Source organism: Nonomuraea sp. NPDC050733, from assembly GCF_040654215.1.
Lineage (GTDB): Bacteria > Actinomycetota > Actinomycetes > Streptosporangiales > Streptosporangiaceae > Nonomuraea.
In genome coordinates this window covers 699,581-714,472 of record NZ_JBFAHO010000001.1, presented here as the reverse complement: position 1 = coordinate 714,472, position 14,892 = coordinate 699,581, and the positions used below count along the sequence as shown (strand labels likewise).

13 protein-coding genes are annotated in these 14,892 nt (G+C 72.1%); 6 read left to right on the top strand and 7 right to left on the bottom strand.

The annotated features are described in order from the left end of the window. The first annotated feature begins 80 nt into the window (after window positions 1–80). On the top strand, window positions 81–1,373 hold the full coding sequence (locus tag AB0H64_RS03315) for an activator-dependent family glycosyltransferase (RefSeq protein WP_357619547.1): 1,293 nt from the start codon (window positions 81–83) through the stop codon (window positions 1,371–1,373). Then, a complete protein-coding gene (locus AB0H64_RS03310) occupies window positions 1,370–1,870 on the top strand; it encodes a flavin reductase family protein (RefSeq protein WP_357619545.1) in 501 nt (166 codons plus the stop codon). Before AB0H64_RS03315 ends, AB0H64_RS03310 begins: the two co-directional genes overlap by 4 nt. A gap of 106 nt (window positions 1,871–1,976) precedes the next feature. On the opposite strand, the gene AB0H64_RS03305 is transcribed toward AB0H64_RS03310, so the two are convergent. The 4 genes from AB0H64_RS03305 to AB0H64_RS03290 all read right to left on the bottom strand — a co-directional run bounded on the left by AB0H64_RS03305 (window position 1,977) and on the right by AB0H64_RS03290 (window position 6,105). Further along, window positions 1,977–2,636 carry a response regulator transcription factor gene (locus AB0H64_RS03305; protein ID WP_357619543.1) on the bottom strand — a complete coding sequence of 220 codons (660 nt, stop codon included), beginning with the start codon at window positions 2,634–2,636 and terminating at the stop codon, window positions 1,977–1,979. Beyond that, on the bottom strand, window positions 2,633–4,099 hold the full coding sequence (locus AB0H64_RS03300; RefSeq protein ID WP_357619542.1) for an acyl-CoA carboxylase subunit beta: 1,467 nt from the start codon (window positions 4,097–4,099) through the stop codon (window positions 2,633–2,635). Before AB0H64_RS03300 ends, AB0H64_RS03305 begins: the two co-directional genes overlap by 4 nt. 234 nt (window positions 4,100–4,333) lie before the next feature. Further along, window positions 4,334–5,167, bottom strand: coding sequence for an ABC transporter permease (locus tag AB0H64_RS03295; RefSeq protein ID WP_357619540.1), 834 nt, complete (start codon window positions 5,165–5,167; stop codon window positions 4,334–4,336). After that, complete coding sequence (locus tag AB0H64_RS03290) at window positions 5,164–6,105, bottom strand: ATP-binding cassette domain-containing protein (RefSeq protein WP_357619538.1); 942 nt, start codon at window positions 6,103–6,105, stop codon at window positions 5,164–5,166. Before AB0H64_RS03290 ends, AB0H64_RS03295 begins: the two co-directional genes overlap by 4 nt. A 222-nt stretch (window positions 6,106–6,327) precedes the next feature. Here AB0H64_RS03290 and rdmE point away from each other — a divergent pair, with 222 nt between their 5' ends. Then, window positions 6,328–8,025 (top strand): aklavinone 12-hydroxylase RdmE, encoded by a 1,698-nt coding sequence (gene rdmE, locus AB0H64_RS03285; RefSeq protein ID WP_357619536.1) that lies wholly within the window; start codon window positions 6,328–6,330, stop codon window positions 8,023–8,025. Window positions 8,026–8,041: 16 nt separating this feature from the next. Here rdmE and AB0H64_RS03280 read toward each other — a convergent pair whose 3' ends face one another. Next, entirely contained in the window at window positions 8,042–9,061 is a 1,020-nt protein-coding gene (locus AB0H64_RS03280; protein WP_357619534.1) for a YafY family protein, read from the bottom strand. A 152-nt stretch (window positions 9,062–9,213) separates the two neighbouring features. On the opposite strand from AB0H64_RS03280, the gene AB0H64_RS03275 reads away from it, so the two are divergent. The 3 genes from AB0H64_RS03275 to AB0H64_RS03265 are packed head-to-tail and all read left to right on the top strand — an operon-like array spanning window position 9,214 to window position 12,784. Continuing rightward, entirely contained in the window at window positions 9,214–10,281 is a 1,068-nt protein-coding gene (locus tag AB0H64_RS03275) for a glucose-1-phosphate thymidylyltransferase (RefSeq protein WP_357619532.1), read from the top strand. Beyond that, the gene (gene rfbB, locus AB0H64_RS03270; protein WP_357619530.1) at window positions 10,278–11,228 is read left to right on the top strand and encodes a dTDP-glucose 4,6-dehydratase; all 951 of its coding nucleotides are present in this window, start codon (window positions 10,278–10,280) and stop codon (window positions 11,226–11,228) included. Before AB0H64_RS03275 ends, rfbB begins: the two co-directional genes overlap by 4 nt. Before the next feature lie 32 nt (window positions 11,229–11,260). Next, window positions 11,261–12,784 (top strand): FAD-binding oxidoreductase, encoded by a 1,524-nt coding sequence (locus tag AB0H64_RS03265; RefSeq protein ID WP_357619528.1) that lies wholly within the window; start codon window positions 11,261–11,263, stop codon window positions 12,782–12,784. A gap of 57 nt (window positions 12,785–12,841) precedes the next feature. On the opposite strand, the gene AB0H64_RS03260 is transcribed toward AB0H64_RS03265, so the two are convergent. Together AB0H64_RS03260 and AB0H64_RS03255 are read right to left on the bottom strand one after the other, a co-directional pair. Beyond that, window positions 12,842–14,059, bottom strand: a complete 1,218-nt coding sequence (locus AB0H64_RS03260; protein ID WP_357619526.1) for a class I SAM-dependent methyltransferase — start codon at window positions 14,057–14,059, stop codon at window positions 12,842–12,844. Window positions 14,060–14,071: 12 nt separating this feature from the next. Further along, a complete protein-coding gene (locus AB0H64_RS03255) occupies window positions 14,072–14,851 on the bottom strand; it encodes a cyclase family protein (protein ID WP_357619524.1) in 780 nt (259 codons plus the stop codon). Window positions 14,852–14,892: the final 41 nt, after the last annotated feature.

Below are 14,892 nucleotides of genomic sequence, written 5' to 3'. Positions count from 1 at the left end.
AACTCCCCGTGCCGTCCGGGGACCTGTGCCGGTGAACGACCTGAGCCGTCCGGAGACCTGTGTCGTAAGGAGATTCGACGATGCGCGTGCTGGTCACGTCCTTCGCCATGGACGCCCACTTCAACGGCATGGTGCCGCTGGCCTGGGCGCTGCGCACCGCGGGGCACGAGGTCCGGGTGGCCAGCCAGCCCGCGCTGACCCCGAGCATCGCCCGGGCCGGGCTCACCGCCGTGCCCGTGGGCGACGACCACCAGGTGGAGCGGGCGATGGCCGCCGCCGCCCCCGGCGTGTTCAGCCTGCACCAGAACCCCGACTACCTGGAGGGCCGGCCGGAGCTGCTCGACCTGGACTTCCTGGAGGCCTCCACCACCATGCTCACGGCGATGTTCTACGCCCAGATCAACAACGACTCGATGGTCGACGAGACGGTGGCCTTCGCCCGATGGTGGCGGCCCGACCTCGTGATCTGGGAGCCCTTCACGTTCGCCGGGGCCGTCGCCGCCCACGTCACGGGCGCCGCGCACGCCCGCCTGCTGTGGGGGCCCGACCTGTTCCTCCAGGTGTACCAGCGCTTCCAGCGGCTCCTCACGCCGCTGCCCGCCGACCGCAGGGACGACGCGGTGCGCGACTGGCTGACCTGGACGCTCGGCCGCTTCGGCGCCGAGTTCGCCCCCGAGGTGGTCACCGGCCAGTGGACCATCGACCAGATGCCACCGAGCGTGCGCTTCGAGCTGGACCAGCCGCTCGTGCCGATGCGCTACATCCCCTACAACGGGCCGCTGCCCGCCGTGGTGCCCCCGTGGACGAGGATCGACCCGTACCGGCCGCGGGTGTGCGTCACCCAGGGCATGACCGAGCGCACGACCGGCTTCTCCGGCCTGGACGCGGTCGCCGAGCTGCTGGAGTCGATCGCCGAGCTGGACGTCGAGGTGATCGCGACGGTCAAGGCCGGCGAGCGGCTGCGGCCGCTGCCCGGCAACGTCCGCGTGGTGGACAGCGTTCCGCTGCACGTGGTCCTGCCGACCTGCGACGCGGTCGTCCACCACGGCGGCGCGGGCACGTGGGCCGGCGCGGCGCTGTACGGGGTCCCGCAGCTCGCCCTCGCCTGGCAGTGGGACGACGTGTTCCGCGCGCTGCGCCTGGAGAAGCTCGGCGCCGGCATGTACCTCCCCCCGGGCCCCGCCCGCCAGGCCGGAGCGGTGCGGGACGGCCTGGCCCACCTGCTGGGCGACGCGTCGTTCCGCGACGGCGCGGCCAAGATCAGAGAGGAGATGCTCGACTGTCCCACTCCCAACGAGGTCGTGCCGACGCTGGAGGACCTGACCGCGGCGCACCGCGGCGCCCTGTCCGGCCCGGTGGCCGCGCGCCGATGAGCCGGGCGTACCCCGATCGGGCGGTCGGCGAGGAGGAGTTCCGCCGCGCGCTGGCCGGGCACGCGGCGGGGGTGGTGGTGGTCACCGCCTCGGTCGGGGGAGTCCCGGTCGGGGTGACGGCCACCTCCTTCTCCTCGGTGAGCCTCCGCCCTCCGCTCGTGTCGTTCTACATCGGCCGGTCCTCCTCCACCTGGCCGTGGCTGCGCGAGGCCGGTCGCTTCGCGGTCAACGTCCTCGCCGGGGACCAGGGGGAGACCGCGGCCCGCTTCGCCCGCGCCCGCGCCGACCGGTTCGCACCGCCGACCCGGTGGAGCGCGGACGAGTTCGGCACGCCCCTGCTGGACGGCGTCACGGCCCACCTGACCTGCTCCCCGTACCGGACCGACGACATCGGAGACCACGTCCTGGTCGTCGGCCTGGTGACCGGCACGTGGATCGACGAGAAGGGCTGCCCGCTGCTCTACCACCAGGGACGCTTCGGCCGGTTCGTCCCATGACCGCAGTCCGTCCCTGAACTCCAGCCCGTCCCGTGACCGCACTCCCTGCCGTGGCGCCCGCCTGGCCGTGACACCGGCAGGGGCGCCCCGGCCGCCGCGGGGAGTCCTAGCAGATCCATCCGGACTTGCGGGCGATGCGGATCGCGTCGATGCGGTTGCGGGCCTTCAGCTTGCTCACCACGACCGTCAGGTAGTTGCGCACGGTCCCCGGCGACAGGAAGAGCGCGCTCGCGATCTCCTTGATCTCGTCGCCCTCCGCGGCGAGCTGGAGCACCTCCAGCTCGCGGTCGGTGAGCGGGCACCCGGTGGAGCCCCACGCGACCAGCGCGAGATCCGCGTCGAAGACCCGGTAGCCCGCCGCCACCCGCCGGACGGCGTCGGCGAGCTGCTCGGGCGGCGAGGTCTTCAGCATCAGGCCGCCCACGCCCGCCGACAGCGCCTGGCGCACGGTGGCCGGCCGGGCCAGGCTGCTGAGCAGCAGGGTGTCGCAGCCGGGCAGGGTCTCCTTGAGCTCCACGGCCGCCGCGAACCGGTCCTTCCAGCACAGGTCGGCGTCGATGACCGCGACGTGGGGCGCACCGGTCCGCGCGGTGGCCAGGATCTGCCTGCCGTCGGACACGGCGCCCACCACCTGGATGTCCGCCTCCTGGTTGAGCAGGGCGACCAGCGCGCCGCGCACCATGTCCATGTCCTCGGCGATGACGACGCGGATCGTCCCGTTTCCCGGCTCGGTGGAGGAGACCCGAGCGGGGAACGCCGCCTTCACTGGGGGAGATTGTCGTGACGGAACCGGGGCCGGATCGCCCTGGCCAGCGTCCGCAAGGTCGCGGCCAGCACGGATCTGGTCTGCTCCGGCTCGATGACCTCGTCCACGGACAGCCTTTCTGCCGGCAGGTGCGAGGCCATCACCTCGCGCTCGTAGCCCGCCACGAGGTCCGGGCGGACCCCCGGGTCCTCGCGCAACTCACGCCGGTAGACGATGTCGACCGCTCCTTCCGCGCCCATCACTGCCATCTGCGCCCTCGGCCAGCAGAACACGGCGTCCGCTCCCAACGACTTGGAATTCATGACGATGTACGCGCCGCCGAACGCCTTGCGCAGCACCACGGTCAGCCGCGGCACGGTCGCCTCGGAGAACGCGTAAAGAAGTTTCGCGCCCTTGCGTATCACCCCATTTGTTTCCTGTTTGGTTCCGGGAAGAAAACCCGGGGTGTCCACCAAGGTCACCAACGGCAATCCGAACGCGTCGCAGAGCCGGACGAAACGCGCCCCTTTCTCGGAGGCGGAGATGTCCAGAACTCCCGCGAGAGCCATCGGCTGGTTCGCCACCACGCCGACCGGACGGCCCTCGATCCGCGCGAATCCGATGACCAGGTTGCGCGCGAAACGCGGCTGGAGCTCGAGAAAACTGTCGGAGTCCACGATTCCCGTTATCACTTGCCGTACGTCATAGGGGACGCGGGGGCTGTCCGGGAGCCGGGGCATCGGCCCCGCGGGCGCCGGGACGCCCATCGGGACCTCGTCCCAGCACGAGTCGGGCAGGTAGGACAGGACGCGGCGGGCCAGGTCCATGGCCTCCGCGGGGCCGGCGGCGACCAGATGGGCGACGCCGGAGCGGCGGGTGTGGACCTCGCTGCCGCCGAGGTCGGCCGGGCTGACGTCCTCGAAGGTGACGGCCTTGACCACCTGGGGGCCGGTCAGGAACATGTGGGCGTTCTCGCGCAGCATGATGATCACATCGGTGAGCGCCGGGGAGTAGACCGCGCCGCCGGCGCACGCCCCGAGGATGAGGCTGAGCTGGGGGACCCGGCCGGAGAGCTGCACGTTGGCGCGGAAGATGGCGCCGTAGCCGTCGAGGGCCGCCAGGCCCTCCTGGATGCGGGCGCCCCCCGAGTCGAGCAGCCCGACCACCGGCATCCTGGCGCGCTCCGCCTGCCGGAGGACCGCCTCGATCTTGGCGGCGTGCATCTCGCCCAGCGAGCCGCCGAGCGCGGAGGGGTCCTGGGCGAACACGCCGATCGGCCGGCCGTCGACCGTGGCGTGCCCGGTCACGACGCCGTCGCCGGCGGGCCGTTTGGCGTGCATGCCGAAGGCCGTGACCCGGTGCCGGGCCTGGCTGCCGAACTCCACGAAGGAGTCGGGGTCGGTCAGCGTGTCGATGCGGTGCCGGACGTCCGCGGGCCGGGTCCGCGACACCAAGGAGGACGAGGAAAGCGGAGGTCCAGTCATTGTCACTCCATTGTTTCGGTCGTTCCTTCTTTCCTGCCACACACGAAAGAAGACGATTCAACATTGAATCGTCCCCAGCTTTCTCTGATAGGCTAAATATGCCCTGTGTCGCCTGTCAACCCCGTCCGGTAACGCGCAAGTGCTACGATGTAAGTGATCGCTTACTTAACGTGTTCAGCGCCTCATCGAAAATAGCTGCGATGAGGCGCTGGAATGGGGGGCGGCGACCGCCGGTCAGTGCGCGTTCTTGTTCCGGTACAGGCGAACGGCGAGCGGTGCGAACACGAGGGTGATGATCAGCGAGGTGATCAGCGCCCACATCACGTCCCAGAACCCGGCCGTGCCGTGCATGAGGGTCCGGGACGCGGTCGCCGCGTGGCTCATCGGGTTGATCCGCACCAGCACCTGCATCCACGACGGCATGGTCTCCGGCTGCACGAAGATGTTGCTCATGAACAGCAGGGGATAGATCACGATCATGCTGGTGCCGGAGACCCGTTCGGGGACGCTCGCCACCACGCCGATCGCGGCGAAGATCCAGCTCACACTGAAGGCGAAGACGATCAGCACGGCCATGGCCGCGAGCACGCCGAGGATGCCGCCGCCCGGCCGGAAGCCGAGCGCCAGGCCCAGCCCGATGGTCATGGTCAGCGCGATCACGTAGCGCAGCACGTCGCCGACGAGGTTGCCGGCGATGGCGGCGGGCTGCCAGAACGGCAGCGTGCGGAAGCGGTCGAAGACGCCCTTGTTGATGTCGGTGTTGATCGCGGTGCCGGTGTAGACCGTCATGAGGATCACGCTCTGCACCGCGATGCCCGGCAGGAAGAACTGGAGGTAGCGGCCGGGGGAGCCGGCGAAGGCGCCGCCGAACAGGTAGGTGAACAGCAGCAGGAAGATCGCCGGCAGCAGGATGATGTCGATGAGCTGGGCGGGGAAGTGCTTGAACGCCATCAGCCCGCGCCACAGATGGGTGGTCGTCGCGGCCAGCGCGCTGGCCTTCGGCGGGCGGTCGTGCGTGGACACGGCCGAGATCACCCGGTCGTCCACGCGCTCGATCGACGAGGTCATGCGGCATCCTCCTCATCGGCCTCGGCGGCGGACTGGTCGTCGGCCTTGTGGCCGGTGAGCGTCAGGAAGACCTCGTCGAGGCTCGGCCGGGTCATCGAGAACTCCGCCGGCTCGACGGCGGCGCCGGTCAGCGCGCCCAGCGCCTGGACCACCCGGGAGCTGTCCTCCACCCGCGCCGACAGCTCGGCGTGGTCGCCCTCCAGGTGCACGGGGACGCCCAGCTCGCGCACGAGCAGCTCCTCCGCCTTGCCCCGCAGGCCGGGGTCGCGCAGCCGGACGTGCAGGGCGACCTGGCCGACCGACGCCTTGAGCTCGTCGGTGGTGCCCTCGGCGATGACCTTGCCCTGGTCGACGACCGCGATGCGGTCGGCCAGCTCGTCGGCCTCGTCGAGATACTGGGTGGTGAGCAGGATCGTGGTGCCGCCGGCCAGCAGCGCCCGGACGATCTCCCACACCTGGTTGCGGCTGCGCGGGTCGAGGCCGGTGGTGGGCTCGTCCAGGAAGATCAGGTCAGGGGTGACGACGATGCTGGCCGCGATGTCCAGCCGCCGCCGCATGCCGCCGGAGTACGTGCTGACCAGCCGCCCGGCCGCGTGGACCAGGCCGAAGGCGTCCAGCAGCTCGGTGGCCCGCTCCCTGGCCTTCGGCCAGGTGTAGCCCTGGAGCCTGCCCATGAGGACGAGGTTCTCCATCCCGGTCAGCGCGTCGTCCACCGAGGCGTACTGCCCCGTCACGCTGATGCGGCGGCGCACCGCGTCGGAATCGCGCACCACGTCGTGGCCGAACACCGTGGCCTTGCCCCCGTCCGGGCGCAGCAGCGTGGCCAGCATGCGGATCAGCGTCGACTTCCCGGCGCCGTTGGGCCCGAGCACGCTGTAGACGATCCCGGGGGGCACGCGCAGATCGATCCCGTCGACGGCCTTCGTCTGCCCGTACATTTTCCGCAATTCGGAAGTCTCTATCGCGAGTGTGGGTGGGGAGCTCATCGTGGACTCCCGTCGTTCCCGCCGTTTTTCCTCATGGCCAGGACGATAACCAGCAGCGCGGTCACCTCCTGACCGCATTGGCCGCGGAGCGGGAAATTGTCCAGCCGTTCTCAGTGATTACTTGATTCGCGCCTCCGACCATGAAATTCCGCACGAGTCAAGGAGACCCCAGTGATGGAACCGGACGTTGACGTGGTGATCGTCGGTGGCGCGCTCGGCGGCCTGTCCACGGCGATGTTCCTCGCCCGGCGGGGCGTGCGCGTGCTGCTGGCCGAGCGGCACGAGGGCACCTCGATCTACCCCAAGGCGGCCGGCCAGAACCCGCGCACCATGGAGCTGCTGCGCATCGGTGGCATAGCCGGCGAGGTCATGGCGGCCACCGACATCCGCGGCCGGCAGGGCGACTTCACCGTCAGGGTGGCCGAGACCGTGGGCGGCCGGACGCTGCGCACCTTCGCCGAGAGCTTCGAGGAGCTGGTGGGCGCCACCGAGGACTGCACGCCCATGCCGTGGGCGCTGGCCTCCCAGGACCGGGTCGAGCCCATCATGCTGGCTCAGGCGGAGAAGCACGGCGCCGACATCCGCTTCGGCACGGAGCTGACGGACTTCGCCCAGGACGACGACGGGGTCACGGTACGCCTGCGCACCGTGGCGAGCGGCGCGGAGACCACGGTCCGCGGCCGCTACCTCGTGGCGGCCGACGGCCCGCGCAGCGAGATCCGGGAACGGCTCGGCATCCCGCGGCACGGCCACGGCTCGCTGGCCCACTTCGTCGGCATCATCTTCGAGGCCGACCTGTCCGCGGTGCTGCCTCCCGGCTCCACCGGCTGGTACTACCTGCAGAACCCCGCCTTCACCGGCACGTTCGGCCCGACCGACCGCCCGGACCGGCACACGTTCTACGTCCGGTACGACCCGGAGCGCGGCGAGCGCCCCGAGGACTTCCCGCCGCGGCGCTGCGAGGAGCTCATCCGCCTGGCGGTGAACGCGCCGGACCTGCGGCTGCGGCTGCTCGACGTGCAGACGTGGGAGATGGCCGCCTACATCGCCGACCGCTGGCGCGACGGCCGGATCCTGCTCGTGGGGGACGCGGCCAAGGTCACCCCGCCGACCGGCGGGATGGGCGGCAACACCGCCATCGGCGACGGGTTCGACGCGGCGTGGAAGCTCGCCGCCGTCGTGTCCGGCGAGGCCGGGGAGGGCCTGCTGGACAGCTACGGCCTCGAACGCGCGCAGGTCGCCTGGCTGGTGGTGGACGAGTCGCTCGGCATCTACGCCGAGCGCATGGCCCCGCACCTGGCCGGCGTCCTGCCGCGCGGGCGCGGGACCGCCGAGGTGCTCATGGGGTTCCGCTACCGCTCCGGCGCGGTGGTCGCCGAGGACGACGACCCCGAGCCGGTCGAGAACCCGCTGCGCCCCACGGGCCGCCCCGGCTTCCGCGCCCCGCACGTCTGGGTGGAGCGCGACGGAGCCCGCGTGTCCACGATCGAGCTGTACGGGGACGGCTGGGTGCTGATCGCCGGGCCCGAGGGCGGCGCGTGGGCCTCGGCCGCCGCCGGGGGCGCCCGCGACCTCGGCGTCCGCCTGGAGGTCCACACGCTGGGTCGCGACCTGGGTGATCCCACGGGCCGGCTGATGAGCGCCTACGGGATCGGCCCGGCCGGCGCCAGCCTGGTCCGCCCGGACGGCGTGGTCGCCTGGCGGGCGGAAGGCGAGCCCGCGGAAGGCGAGCCTGCGGAAGGCGTGCCTGTGGATGGGGAGCCCGCGGACGGGGAGTTCGCGGACGGCGGGCGGGCGGGCCACGACGCCGCCTTCCGCGCCGTCCTGGACCAGGTGCTGGCCAGGGTGCCGGCGAGGAGCGCGCATGGCTGAGCCGGTCACCCCGCCGTCACCAGGGAACCGGCGGAGCCGCCGGCACCGGCTGGACCGACAGGACCGGCTGAGTCGGCGGGGACGGCGTCACCGCCCGGCCGAGCCTGCCGGACAGCTCCCGGACGTACTCCTTCAGCTCGGGCGGCTCGTGCACCTCGAACTCGACGTCGAACATGCCGATGGTCAGGGCCAGCCACTGCAGCGAGTCGGCCGCGGTGCGCAGCATGCAGGTCCGGTCGTCCACGACCGTGAGGACGCCGTCGCTCGGCCGGATGCGCTCGGCGATCACCGAGACCGGGGCGTGCAGGGTGACCAGCGCGCGATGGCGGGCCAGCGACGAGGTGATGGCCTCGGTGACGTAGGCGGCGACGTCCTCGGAGGGCAGCTCGCGCGGCTTGAAGCGCTCGCCCGTCGCGTACGGCGAGGACAGCCGGTCCACGCGGAACGTGCGCCAGTCCTCCCGCTTGAGGTCCCAGCACATCAGGTACCACTTCCGGGTGACGTACACCAGCCGGTACGGCTCGACGTGCCGGTTGCTCTCGGCCCCCTCGCGCGTGCTGTAGCCGAACCGGAGCCGCTCGCGGTCGCGGCACGCCTGGGCGAGCACGGTGAGGAACTCGGGGTCGACGGTCGGGCCCGTCGCGACGGCGGGGACCGTGTAGGTCTGCAGGGCGTTCACCCGCCTGCGCAGGTGGCCGGGCAGCACCTGCTCCAGCTTGGCCAGCGCGCGCACGGAGGTCTCCTCGATGTCGGCGACCGTGCCGCCGGCCGCCGTGCGCAGGCTGATCGCGATCGCGACCGCCTCCTCCCCGTCGAGCAGCAGCGGCGGCAGGGCGGTGCCCGCCTCCAGCCGGTAGCCGCCGTGCGCCCCCGGCGTGGCGTGCACCGGGTAGCCGAGCTCGCGGAGCCGGTCGATGTCCCTGCGCAGGGTGCGCGGGCTCACCTCCAGCCGCTCGGACAGCTCGGGACCCGACCAGTTCCGGCAGTTCTGCAGCAACGACAGCAGGCGGAGCATGCGCAACGGGGTGTTGGCCATGCCCGCATCGTGTCATGCGAAGCGGCCACCTTATGGCCGCATTGTCAAATCATGTCAAGGAGCCCGAGTAGGAATATGGACCTTCTCCATCGGTACGAATGGCGACCCTTAATGCCTTTCCCGGACGGCCATGTTCAGAAAGGACGCATCTCATGAAGGGACTCGTGCTGGCCGGGGGATCCGGCACCAGACTGCGCCCGATCACCCACACCTCCGCCAAACAGCTCGTCCCCGTGGCCAACAAACCCGTCCTCTTCTACTGCCTGGAGGCCGTCGCCGCCGCCGGCGTCACCGAGATCGGCATCATCGTGGGGGAGACCCACGCCGAGATCGAGGCGGCCGTCGGCGACGGCTCGCGCTTCGGCGTCGAGGTGACCTACCTCCACCAGCACGCGCCGCTCGGCCTGGCCCACGCGGTGCTCATCGCCCGCGACTACCTGGGCGACGACGACTTCGTCATGTACCTGGGGGACAACTTCCTCCTCGGCGGCATCGGCGACATCGTCGGCCGGTTCACCCGTAACCGGCCGTCGGCCCAGATCATGCTCACCCGGGTCGGCGACCCCCGGCAGTTCGGCGTGGCCGAGCTCGACGGCTCGGGCCGGGTGATCGGCCTGGAGGAGAAGCCGCGCGAGCCGAAGAGCGACCTGGCCCTGGTCGGCGTCTACCTGTTCACCCCCGACATCCACGAGGCCGTGGCCGACCTCAAGCCGTCGGCGCGCGGCGAGCTGGAGATCAGCGACGCGATCCAGCGGCTGATCGACGACGGGCGGCGGGTCGAGTCGCTGGTCGTCTCCGGCTACTGGAAGGACACCGGCAACGTCACCGACATGCTGGAGGTCAACCGGCTGGTGCTGGAGTCCCTGGAGGCCCGCACGGACGGGCGGGTGGACGGGGACAGCGAGCTGATCGGCCGCGTCGTCATCGAGGACGGGGCGGTGGTGGAGCGCTCGCGGGTCCTCGGCCCGGCCATCATCGGCGCGGGCTCGCTGGTGTCGGGCAGCTACGTCGGGCCGTTCACCTCGATCTCCCACGACTGCGCGATCGTGGACAGCGAGATCGAGTACTCGATCGTGCTGCCGCGCTCGTCGATCACCGGCGTGTCGAGGGTCGAGGGGTCCCTGATCGGCCACGACGTGCAGGTCACGCCCGCGTCCGGCGCCCCGCGGGCGCACCGCCTCGTGCTCGGCGACCACAGCAGGGTGCGGATGAGCTCATGACGTTCTCCCATAGGAGCTTCTCCCGGGTCCTGGTCGCCGGCGGTGCGGGGTTCATCGGCTCGGCGTTCGCCCGGGCGGCGGCCGGCGACGGCGCCGAGGTGACGGTCCTCGACAAGCTGACCTACGCCGGCAACCCCGCCAACCTGGCGGGCGTCCCGCACACGTTCGTGCGCGGCGACATCTGCGACGCCGCGCTGCTGGCCGCGGTCGTGCCCGGCCACGACCTGGTCGTGAACTTCGCCGCCGAGTCGCACGTGGACCGCTCGATCGCGGACGCGGGGGAGTTCGCGCGCACCAACGTGCTGGGCGCGCAGACGCTCCTCCAGGCGTGCCTCGACGCGCGCACGCCCCGGGTGGTGCACGTCTCCACCGACGAGGTGTACGGCTCGATCGAGACCGGCTCCTGGGACGAAAGCGCCCCGCTCGCCCCCCGGTCGCCGTACGCGGCCTCGAAGGCGGGAGGCGACCTGATGGCCCGCGCCTACGCCGTCACCCACGGCCTGCCCGTCTCCGTCACCCGGTGCGGCAACAACTACGGCCCCCGCCAGTACTCCGAGAAGGTCGTCCCGCTGTTCGTCACCCGGCTGCTGAGCGGGGGCAGGGTCCCCCTGTACGGCGACGGCGGCAACGTCCGCGACTGGATCCACGTGGACGACCACTGCGCGGCCGTCCGGCTGGTGGCCGAGGCCGGTGAGCCCGGCGAGGTCTACCACGTCGCCGGGACGGCCGAGCTGACCAACCGGGAGCTGACCGGGCGGCTGCTGGCCGCCTGCGGCGCCGGCTGGGACAGGGTCGAGTTCGTGGCGGACCGCAAGGGCCACGACCGGCGCTACTCCCTCGACGACACCAGGCTCAGGTCGCTGGGCTTCGCCCCGAAGATCGACTTCGAGACCGGGCTGGCGGAGACCGTCCGCTGGTACGCCGCCAACCCCGGCTGGTGGTCCTGACCTCCCCTTCCCCCACACCGATGAGGAGTTCCGTGGACGACAACACCCGCACCGCCCCCGGCCCGTGGCCGGAGCCCGTGACCGTCGACAAGGCCGACCCGCGCTACCCCGACCTGGTGGGCCGGGGCGTCAACGCCCGCTTCCCCGCCGCTCCGGCCGCCATCGGCCTGCCCGCCACGGCCGGCCAGGTGGTCCGGCTGGTCCAGGACGCCGTGGACACGGGCCGGCGGCTGGCCGTACGCAGCGGAGGGCACTGCTTCGAGTCGCTCGTCGACCACCCCGAGGTGGACGTGGTGATCGACCTGTCGGAGATGAAGGCCGTCGGCTTCGACCCGGAGACGCGGGCCTTCGCCGTCGAGCCGGGCGCGAGCCTGGGCGCCCTGTACCGGACGCTCTTCCTCGGCTGGGGCGTCACCGTCCCGGCCGGCCGCTGCCCGGAGATCGGCGTGGGCGGCCACGTGCCCGGCGGCGGTGGCGGCGCGCTGTCCCGCCGCTACGGCCTGTCCGTGGACCACCTCTACGGCGTGCAGGTCGTGGTCGCGGACGGCTCCGGCCGGGCCCGGCTCGTGACCGCCACCAGGGAGCCCGGCGACCCGAACCGGGACCTGTGGTGGGCGCACACCGGCGGCGGCGCCGGCGCCTTCGGGATCGTCACCCGCTACCTGTTCCGCTCCGAGGAGGACGAGGGGGACCGGCTGCTCCCGCCGGCGCCGGCCGCCGTCACGAAGAAGACCGTCCGCTGGTCGTGGGACGACCTCGACGAGGCCCGCTTCGTCGCGCTGGTCCGCGCGTTCGGCCGGTGGCACGAGCGCAACAGCGCCCCCGGCGACCCGGGCGCCCAGCTCGACAACAGCCTCACGCTGCCCCGGGCCGGCGGCGGCGAGATCACCCTGGAGACGGCCGTGGACGCCGGCCGGCCGGACGCAGCCGACCAGGCCGACGCCCTCATCGCCGAGGTCTGCCGGGCCGCCGGGACGACGCCCGAGGTGGCGGCCGACACGCGGCCCTTCCTGGCGGCCACTCTCGTGCCCGACGAGTTCGCCGGGGTGAAGGGCCGGTTCAAGTCCAAGGCGGCGTTCCTGCGCGCCTGCTGGGACGAGGACGCCGTCGCGCGGCTGTACCGCCGGCTCACCGACCGGTCCGGCTACCGGCACCCGGCGGCGGCGTTCTACCTGCTCTCCCACGGCGGCGCGATCAACGGGGTGGGGGAGGAGGAGACGGCCATGGCCCATCGCGACGCCGTGCTCAAGGCGTACGGGTCGGTGTTCTGGTGGGACGAGCGTGAGGACGACGTCCACCTGGGCTGGATCCGCGAGACCTACCACGAGCTGTTCGCCGACGCCGGCGGTGTGCCCGACCCGGGCCGCGGGTACGGCGGCGCGTTCGTCAACTACGCCGACGCCGACTTCACCGACCCGGAGCTGAACCGCAGCGGGGTCCCGTGGCACCGCCTGTACTTCCGCGGCAACTACCCGCGGCTGCAGGAGGTCAAGGGCCGCTGGGACCCGCGCGAGGTGTTCCGGCACGCGCTGTCGGTGCGCCCGCCCGGCGCGTAGCGGACGGCGGGACGCCGGGCGGCCCGCCGCCGCCCGGCGTCCCAGCAGGTCCCGAGGTCAGAGGATGCGCACGCTCGGCACGTACACGATCCACCGGCCGCCCTGCGCGGTGAACTCCGTCTCCCTGGCCACGATCTCCTCGGTGTGGTTCCAGGCGAACAGCACCGCGTAGTCCGGGTACGGCCGGCCGAACTCCGCCGCGGACCGGATCGGGATGTGCGAGCCCGGCATCAGCCTGCCTATCTTGGCGGGCGTCGTGTCGTAGACGCAGGGCAGCAGGTCCCTGCCGATGCCCGCGTAGTTGAGCACCGTGGCGCTCTTGGCGGTCGCGCCGTAGCCGGCCACGCGGGCCCCGCGGTCGCGCAGGTCGCGCAGCAGCGCGACAAGGTCGTCACAGATCCGGTCGATGCCGGCGCCGAGCCCCTTCAGCGTGTCGAGGTCGTGCAGCCCGCGCCGGGCCTCCTCGGAGATCAGCGCCTCCACCTCGGGCGCGGGCGGCCTGGCCCCGGCGCGGGCGATGGTGTAGCGCACCTCCCCGCCGTGCACCGGCAGCCGCCGCACGCCGACCAGCTCGAAGCCGAACCGCCGCGCCACGTCCCGCACCGACGTCGCGGTGAACAGGTAGAAGTGCTCGTCGTAGATCTGGTCGAAGGTGTGGCGCTCGACGATGTCGCCCAGGTACGGGTCCTCGAACACGAACACCCCGCCCGGCGCGAGGAGGGCGTCGACGCCGCGGAAGACCGAGTCGAGGTAGGGGATGTGGCAGATCGTGTTGGCCGCGTAGACGACGTCCGCGAGGCCCTCCTCGGCGGCGATCTGGGCCGCGGTCGACTCCTCGAAGAAGTCGGTCCGCACCCGCACGCCGTCCTTCCTGGCCAGCTCGGCGACGCCGCCGGACGGCTCGACCCCGAGGTGGCGCACCCCCGCGTCCTTGACCACGCCGAGCATGACGCCGTCGTTCGACCCGATCTCCACGCAGAACGGGTCGGGGCCGGTCAGCTCGGCGGCGAGCAGGTCGCGCGCGGTCTGGGCGAAGTGCTCGCGCATGCGGTGCGAGCCCGAGGAGTGGTACGGGTAGTCGTAGTTGAACATCCGCTCCCGGGGCACCTCCTCCAGGAGCTGCACCATGGAGCACGACGCGCACACGCCCACGGCGAGCTGGAAGTAGTACGCGCCGGCGACGTCCTCCTCGGCGCGGAAGTCGTCGGACAGCGGCTGCCTGCCGAAGTCGAAGAACTTCCTGACCTGGCCACCACAGATACGGCATCTGGTCACATCGGGCTCTTTCTACTCGGCGAAGATGGCGACCGCGCGGGCCCAGCCCGCCCCGGCGCCGGTGATCTTGATGGGGAAGCACGCGACCTGGAAGCCGTACGGCCGCTCCAGCGCGTCCAGGTTGGCCAGCCGTTCGATCTGGCAGTACTCCCGGCTGCGGCCGATGACGTGCGCCGGCCACAGCACGGAGCGGTCGCCGCCGGCCCGGTACCGGGCGATCACGTCGCCGAACGGCGCGTCCAGGCTGAACGCGTCGGTCCCGATGACCCGCACCCCGTGGTCCAGCAGGAGGTGGACGCCGGGACCGTCCAGCCCGGTGAACTCGGTGAAGTAGCGGGGAGTGCCCGCCCACGCCGACGCGCCGGTGTTCAGCAGCACGATGTCGCCCGGCGCGGGCCGCCGCCCCGCCCGCTCCATGGCCTTCTCCAGCTCGGCCACGCCCGCCACCGACCTCTCGCAGCCGGTCAGGTCGAGCAGCAGCCCGGGACCGTAGAACCACTCCAGCGGCAGCTCGTGGACGTCGCGCGGCCTGCCGTCGCCGTAGGCCGCCCGCGACCCGTAGTGGGAGGGGGCGTCCACGTGCGTGCCCGTGTGCGAGGTGAGCCTGATCCGGTCGAGCGACAGGAACTCCCCGTCGGGCAGCTCGGCCGGGTCGAAGTCCACGCCGAAGTGCTCCTTCATCTCCTCGGCCATGTGCGCGGCCCCCTCCGCGGGGGTGAGGATCTCGTGCTCGACCGGATCCGGTTCCCACGCCGCCGCGTCCACAGCGCTGCTGATGTCGACCAACCGCACCGATGCCTCCCTGCCGCCCGTCCCACCGCCCTTTCAGGCGG

Coding starts and splice junctions, on each gene's coding strand:
- AB0H64_RS03295 (WP_357619540.1), bottom strand. CDS start 5,167: ATGACCTCGTCGATCGAGCGCGTGGACGACCGGGTGATCTCGGCCGTG.
- AB0H64_RS03310 (WP_357619545.1), top strand. CDS start 1,370: ATGAGCCGGGCGTACCCCGATCGGGCGGTCGGCGAGGAGGAGTTCCGC.
- AB0H64_RS03300 (WP_357619542.1), bottom strand. CDS start 4,099: ATGACTGGACCTCCGCTTTCCTCGTCCTCCTTGGTGTCGCGGACCCGG.
- rdmE (WP_357619536.1), top strand. CDS start 6,328: ATGGAACCGGACGTTGACGTGGTGATCGTCGGTGGCGCGCTCGGCGGC.
- AB0H64_RS03290 (WP_357619538.1), bottom strand. CDS start 6,105: ATGTACGGGCAGACGAAGGCCGTCGACGGGATCGATCTGCGCGTGCCC.
- AB0H64_RS03280 (WP_357619534.1), bottom strand. CDS start 9,061: ATGGCCAACACCCCGTTGCGCATGCTCCGCCTGCTGTCGTTGCTGCAG.
- rfbB (WP_357619530.1), top strand. CDS start 10,278: ATGACGTTCTCCCATAGGAGCTTCTCCCGGGTCCTGGTCGCCGGCGGT.
- AB0H64_RS03275 (WP_357619532.1), top strand. CDS start 9,214: ATGAAGGGACTCGTGCTGGCCGGGGGATCCGGCACCAGACTGCGCCCG.
- AB0H64_RS03315 (WP_357619547.1), top strand. CDS start 81: ATGCGCGTGCTGGTCACGTCCTTCGCCATGGACGCCCACTTCAACGGC.